This window comes from Streptomyces sp. NPDC047085 (genome assembly GCF_040643735.1).
In the GTDB taxonomy this organism is placed as follows: Bacteria; Actinomycetota; Actinomycetes; order Streptomycetales; family Streptomycetaceae; genus Streptomyces.
The window spans coordinates 1-6043 of record NZ_JBEYUW010000031.1; the positions used below are offsets into that span (position 1 = coordinate 1).

The 6043-nt window shown below is 66.7% G+C and carries 2 protein-coding genes; both read left to right on the forward strand.

All coding sequences use genetic code 11. From position 1 onward, the window contains the following. The first annotated feature begins 687 nt into the window (after positions 1–687). Positions 688–4110 carry a hypothetical protein gene (locus tag ABZ865_RS41910; protein ID WP_361242782.1) on the forward strand — a complete coding sequence of 1141 codons (3423 nt, stop codon included), beginning with the start codon at positions 688–690 and terminating at the stop codon, positions 4108–4110. A 13-nt stretch (positions 4111–4123) separates the two neighbouring features. Then, the gene (locus tag ABZ865_RS41915) at positions 4124–5638 is read left to right on the forward strand and encodes a hypothetical protein (RefSeq protein ID WP_361242785.1); all 1515 of its coding nucleotides are present in this window, start codon (positions 4124–4126) and stop codon (positions 5636–5638) included. Positions 5639–6043: the final 405 nt, after the last annotated feature.

Genomic DNA, 6043 nt, shown 5'->3' on the forward strand with positions numbered 1-6043 from the left:
CTACGAGCGCAAAGCCGACCACTTCCTGGCCTTCACCAGCATCGCTTGCACCCTCATCTGCTACCGCAGACTCACCAAATGAGATGACGTCTTAGTCAGTGGCTGGTGTACGCCGGTCTCAACGCGACGTACGACGCTGACACCTCCGTCAACGCGGGTTTTGCGGTCGACAGGTTCTACCTGTGGCCCAACGAGTTCAACATTGCGCCCGGCATGTCGCTTGGAGTCGATCTCGCCGCTCGAGACGTTGACGCTGGCGTCATTCGCGTCGGATACAGTTCGCTGGTATCGCTCCCCTCACCACCATCCCCGTTCCCTAACTGCCCCGTTGGGCGTTGGACAAGCGGGCGGAATCGGTGCGCCGGTTGGGCTGGACGCAAGCATGCGTCGGGGGAGTCGGCCAGCGAAGGATCACCCGGCTCGACCTCGGTGTCCGGGCTCGGCCGGCAGACGGGTTGCGGCTCGAAACGTTGGTCTTCTCGGGCCAAGATGGCCTCAAATGTGCTCTAGATGCGGCTTGTTGGGTCCCCAAGAGCAGTCGAAAAGCGTAAATCCAGACCGATGTTGGGATAGTTGCCTTGCCCACGTTCCTGATGGGCCCGGAAGGTGGGGGAAGCCCCCGGCGGCCCAGCAACCATAGGCCGAAGGATCCGCCCGGGGGCGTCCACGCTGATCGGGGGGTCTGCCGTGTCCAACGAGCTGAACATCTTTGCTGCATCTGCCGCGACACGTCCCGACGCCCCGCTCTACGGGGCGGCGGCGACCCGCGGTTGGTTGACCGGCTCGTTGCGGGCCGACGACGGCCTTGACTTCAGCGCCGAGTTCGACGTGCAGGCCTCGGCGCGACTGGGAGCATCTGTCGCCGAAGGGCTGGGCCGCTTCCAAGCCGACGCCGGGGTGGCTGGGCACGCCGGGTTACGGATGCAGGCCGGCTTGCCCCTGGACTTGTTCGAGTCGGCCGGTGTCGTCGCCCGCCTGCGCCTGGAGGCCTCCCTGAACGCTCAGGCACAAGCCTCTGCGTCGATGTCTCTCGTCGAACTCAGCGACCTCGTCACACCAAAGCTGCCCGCTGAACTGCGTCCCTACCTTCGTCTGCTGATCCAGGAAGCCGAGATCGGCGCCACCGTGTGGGCACGGGCCGCCTTTGCCGCCATGGCCGTCGCCGAGGCCACCGCGGTCGCGGACCTGTTCCCGCGCGGCGACGACCCCGCCGGTATCTCCGCCGTGTTCCGCTACGGCTACGCATGGGGCTACGGCGGGGCGTGGGGCGTCACCGCCAACTACGGATTCGACACCGCAAGGCTCCTGCGCCGCCTCGCCGACCAGGTCGCCACCGATCTCGGACACGCACTCACCGCATACCGGAAACAGGCCGGAATCGCCGACGACAACCCCCTCGCGGGCCTCATCGACGCCTCTCAGGTGATTCTGCCCGCCACCCTGGACACCCTGGTGACGTGGTGCCTCAACCAACGGGACGCCACCACCGACGCGCAGAAGGAGTCGCTCGGCGATGCCCTGCTGAATACGTTGCGCACATTGCTCGCCGACGCGCTGCTGCCCCAGCTGCTCCGCCTCGCCGTCGACACCATCGCCACCGCCCTGGGCACCGACGCCGACGAGCCCGTGGACGACGACGCCGCGCGCGAGGTGTGGGCGTCGGTCGTACGCGCCGTGACCGCACTGCGTTCGTCTTCCGGCAAGGGATCCCCGCTCGAACCCGTCGGCGCCGTCGCGGCCCTGATCGCGGACGCCTCCGACCTCTTCCACACGCCGGAGGCTAGGCTCGTGCGATCGGCGGTGACCTGTGCGGGTGCCCTGGTCGTGCTGATTGCCGACGCATCGGTCGCCGACACCCCGAGCCTGCGGCACCTCCTCGGCGCCCCGCCTCAAATCCAGCTCAAGACCGCCGCCTCAGTGGCCTTGCTGAACCAACTGGGCGGCGTGCTGGCCCAGCAGAATGTCTTGCCGTCGTGGCTGGTGGCCGTGTTCGGCGACGTCGTGCGGATCACCACACTGCTCACCGGCGGATCGACCATGACCCGCGCGGAAGCCGCCACCGCACTGAACACGCTGCTGACCGACATCGAGAAGGCCTTCGCCGACGCCGGCCTCTGGGATCACCTCAACACCGTGCTGGCGCCGGACCTAGTCCGCGCAATCCGCGCACAGGCGCGCATCCTGATCGACGTCTGCGCCACCGTCGCAGCCGACGAAGCCGTCGACGCGCACCGGATCCGCGAGGCAGTCTCCACGGGCATAGTGATCCTGATCGGCCGACCGCTCAGCGAGATGAGCAAAGCCATCGCCGGGCGAGGCTTTGACGCAGTGCCACCCGCACTGCGCGAAATGGCCAACCGGATCGACACCAGCACCGAGGACCTCGACATCAACGCCAGCTGGGACGATCTCGCCCGGCAGGTCGCCGGCACCACCGTAGGCTTCCCCGTCGCCCAACTGATGCGGCACGTCGCCCACACCACCGAACAGTGGACCGACACGATGCTGCCCGGTGAACTGCGGCTGCTCGACAACTACCTTCTGGCCGACATGCTGGTCGACCGGATCCTTGAGGTGGGGCCCCGCCAGGCCATCTCGGAATTCAAGGCCCAACTGCTGCCGATCATCGGCCGGCACGTCGTCGAACACGTTCTGAGCAGCATGGAGTTCCTACTCAAGGACAGCGTGAACCTGTTCAGCACCATGGCAGAGGGCACCGGCACACAGCTCCTGCGCACCCTCGAACTCTCGGCGATCGTCTCGTTCCGGGCAGCCGAGGAGTCCGTCGCGTGGGCCGAAGCAGCCTTCGCCAAACTGCAGGAGGAGGAAAACCGCCTTGAACGAGAGGTGGAACGCCTCGCCGGCGAATTCTTCCTCCAAGTGGCACGCGTCGCCGACACCATCCGCAACCTCGACAGCCGCGTGGGCGAGGAACTCACCCAGTGGCTGATCCGGCACTGCCTCGGGGAGGCCGCCGCCGCGGACATGCCCGACTGGGTACGGAACATACTGACCGGCCTCGTGACCACGGCCGTGCACCTGGCCGGCGGTGGTGCGATCGGCGCGACGCAGGCGGCGGTCCGCACCCTCGGAGACACTGTCCAGGCCAGCGGTGAAGCACTGCGCATCATGGCGGAAAGCCAGGAGGGCAGCGACGTCGGCGTCGAAGCCCTGATCCTGTCCCTGTTCCGCGGCGACCAGGTGCCGCCCGTGACGGTGCCGATCGGCATCGACTTCCCCAACCCCTTCCTGCCGTTCCTGTGGATCCACATCGACATCGCCCGAGTACAGGTCCCGGCAAACATCATCGCCGGGGTGGTGACGACGCTACTGTTCGACGCCACAGGCGCCGGACCCATCGTGCGCGGGCTGAACGACACCGCCAACAGCCTGCGCCTGACCAAGAGCGCCCTCGCCTCAGTGCGCCGACTCATCGCCGCGGGCAGCCCCCAGCAGATGCGCCAAGCACTCGAGGCGGCCAAGCCCACCGCGCCCATGGAGGTAGAGGTCGTCTCGCCGGAGCCGGGAACCGTGGCACCAAGCCAGGGCAAGATCGTCTTCCGGCTCCACGGTGCCAACCAGAGTTTCGTCGAGCCCCAAGTGAGCGGCCTCCCGGCGCAGATGGAACCGCGCGTACGCATCCTGCTCAACGGCCGGCAGGTGCCGCTGTCGACGGTGACCTGGACCTACACCGCCGAGAACGCGGTGGGGGAGCTCCCGTACCACGTCCTCGGCTCGATCACGCCCCAAGGCGTCGCCATCACTCCCGGCGCCGCGACGGTCACCGTGCTCCTCGCGGGCGGTCTCGACGGCGGCCCAGCGCCAGCGCGCGCGTCGTGGCACTTCATCGCCGAACCGGCGCCGCCCCTCACCGCCATCCCATTCACCCGCCCGGACTGGTTCCCCATCGCGATCAAGCACCCGTTCTACAAGTCGCGGCCCCTCCCCGTGGACTGGCTGGTGGTCCCGCAACAGGACGGCAGGCCGCTGCCGCACCCCGTTGGCCCCCGCATCGTCAACCGGCTCCCAGTGCCAGACCCGCCGATCCTCGTGGCACACCAGTCCGGGGACCTCACCCGGATCGTCGATCACACCGGCCAGCCGATCTGAGAGGGAGCCGACCATGACCGAGTCGCCTTCGACATCCGTCTGGACAGACATCGGCTCCTTCTTCCTCAAAGCGCTTGAGGACGCGAGCCCCATCTCCGTCGTCGACCCGGACCCGACCACGCTGACACCGATGCCAGCCGCCCTCGGCGGAGCCGCCGCCGGCCATGCCGACCTCGCTACCCAAGCATCCGAGCCGAAGGGCTTCCTGGAGCTCCTGCGCGCCAAGGCGCACTACCTCCTGCTCCCAGTGACGCTCATCGAGCACCTGCAGGGCGCGTCCGCCACGGTGATGTTCACCGGCGTCGACAGCAACGCCGCAGCCCCGCCAGCATCCACGGCAGTCGTCCTCGGTGCGGACACGCCCGCGTACCTCACCGTGCTCGGCATGGATCTGGGCCGACAGGTGAGCAGCAGCGACCCCGGCCCCCTCGGCGCGCTGTACGGTGAACTCTGCCGCGCCTGGCTGCAACTTGCCAGCGGCGAACCCTGGAAGGCACTCAACGACGCCGGCATCGCCCACTACACCAACGCAGCCACCACTGACGGCGGCGTGGACCCCGGGGAAGCATGGGGCGCGGCGGTGTCCGAATACGTCGCCACGCGGGTACATGAGTGGATCGCGCTGCTCACCAACCTGTCCAACGCCGCGCGGGACTCGACCCTGTCACCGGCCTCGCGGAGTCAGCTCCTCGATGACGTCTGCGCGGCCTACGAAGCCGCGTTCGAGCGCACACTCTACGGTCAGGTCGACAACAAACCACTCGTCCAGCCCACCTTCCCCCCGGAACTGAGAGACCTCGTGGACGAGCATCTGCTCGGCCTCAACGCACTGACCTGCCACTATGCGCAAACCCCACTGGTCGGGATACTCGACGCCCTCAGGGCCATGCCCGTGCAGCCACCAGCGATCGACAATACCGAGGTCAAGAGGAAGATCGTCGCTACCGCCCTGGCCGAGTCGTATCTGGGATCGGGGAACCAGGAGCAGGAGATCATCTGGATCTACGTCAACTTGGTCGAGCAGCATAACAACGTCAACGGACTCAGGCGGTCGAGCGCCTACAAGCACGAGCAGGATCACTACAAGGTGTACCTGTACCTGGTAGGCGACCAGCGTTACGCGGGCCACAAGGTAGGAAAGGGCTACGGGTTTACGCCGGGCAACACTGTGAAGCGTCAAGCCGCGATGACCAGCAAGGCAGTCCGGGAAAAGGCGGCCGCGCTCCTCGCACTCATGGACCGCATCGCCGACCACCAGGAAAAGAACCCACATCCGCACTGGTACGGTCAGGGGAATGGCGACGACTTCAACCGGAACGACGGCAAGTGGCGGACGGCACGCGCCTACTGGTGGCTCCAGGAAAAGGCAAGGGATACAGGAACGGACATCCCCACTTGGGTGATACGTCTTCCACCGGACAAGGTCAAACAGGTCTCGTTCATCTTCGACGAGGACTCGATTAAGACCTACTACGAAACCAACCCGGTCCCAGACGACGTCCCACCGTATGTGCCCAGCGGCCACTAGAGTCCGCCGCCTTGGGTCGCGCCCTGATCAGCATGGCGGCGAGGTGAGTGTGGCCTGGTAGGCGATGGTGAGATGCCGCATCGTGTGGCCAGACTGCCCCACTACTGGCAGTGGTTGATGCCCAACCCCTCGACGGTATTCCGCTGCTTGTGCACTTCGGTGTTCAAGGCGCACAGGCCGTCGGTCGGATACAGCCTCACTCAGGACCGCAGGCCGCTGCAGGGATCACCACTCGCGACTCGTCCCCACGAGAAGAAGCGGCACCTCCTGGTCGAGATGCACGGCCTGCCACTGGGCGGCGTGGACACTTAGACGTCATCTCAATTGGTGGCTGATGGCGTAGGTAGTCGCTGGCAGGCGTGCTGTAGGGACGGTTGAATATCGTGGTGAGCGACTACTGGACAC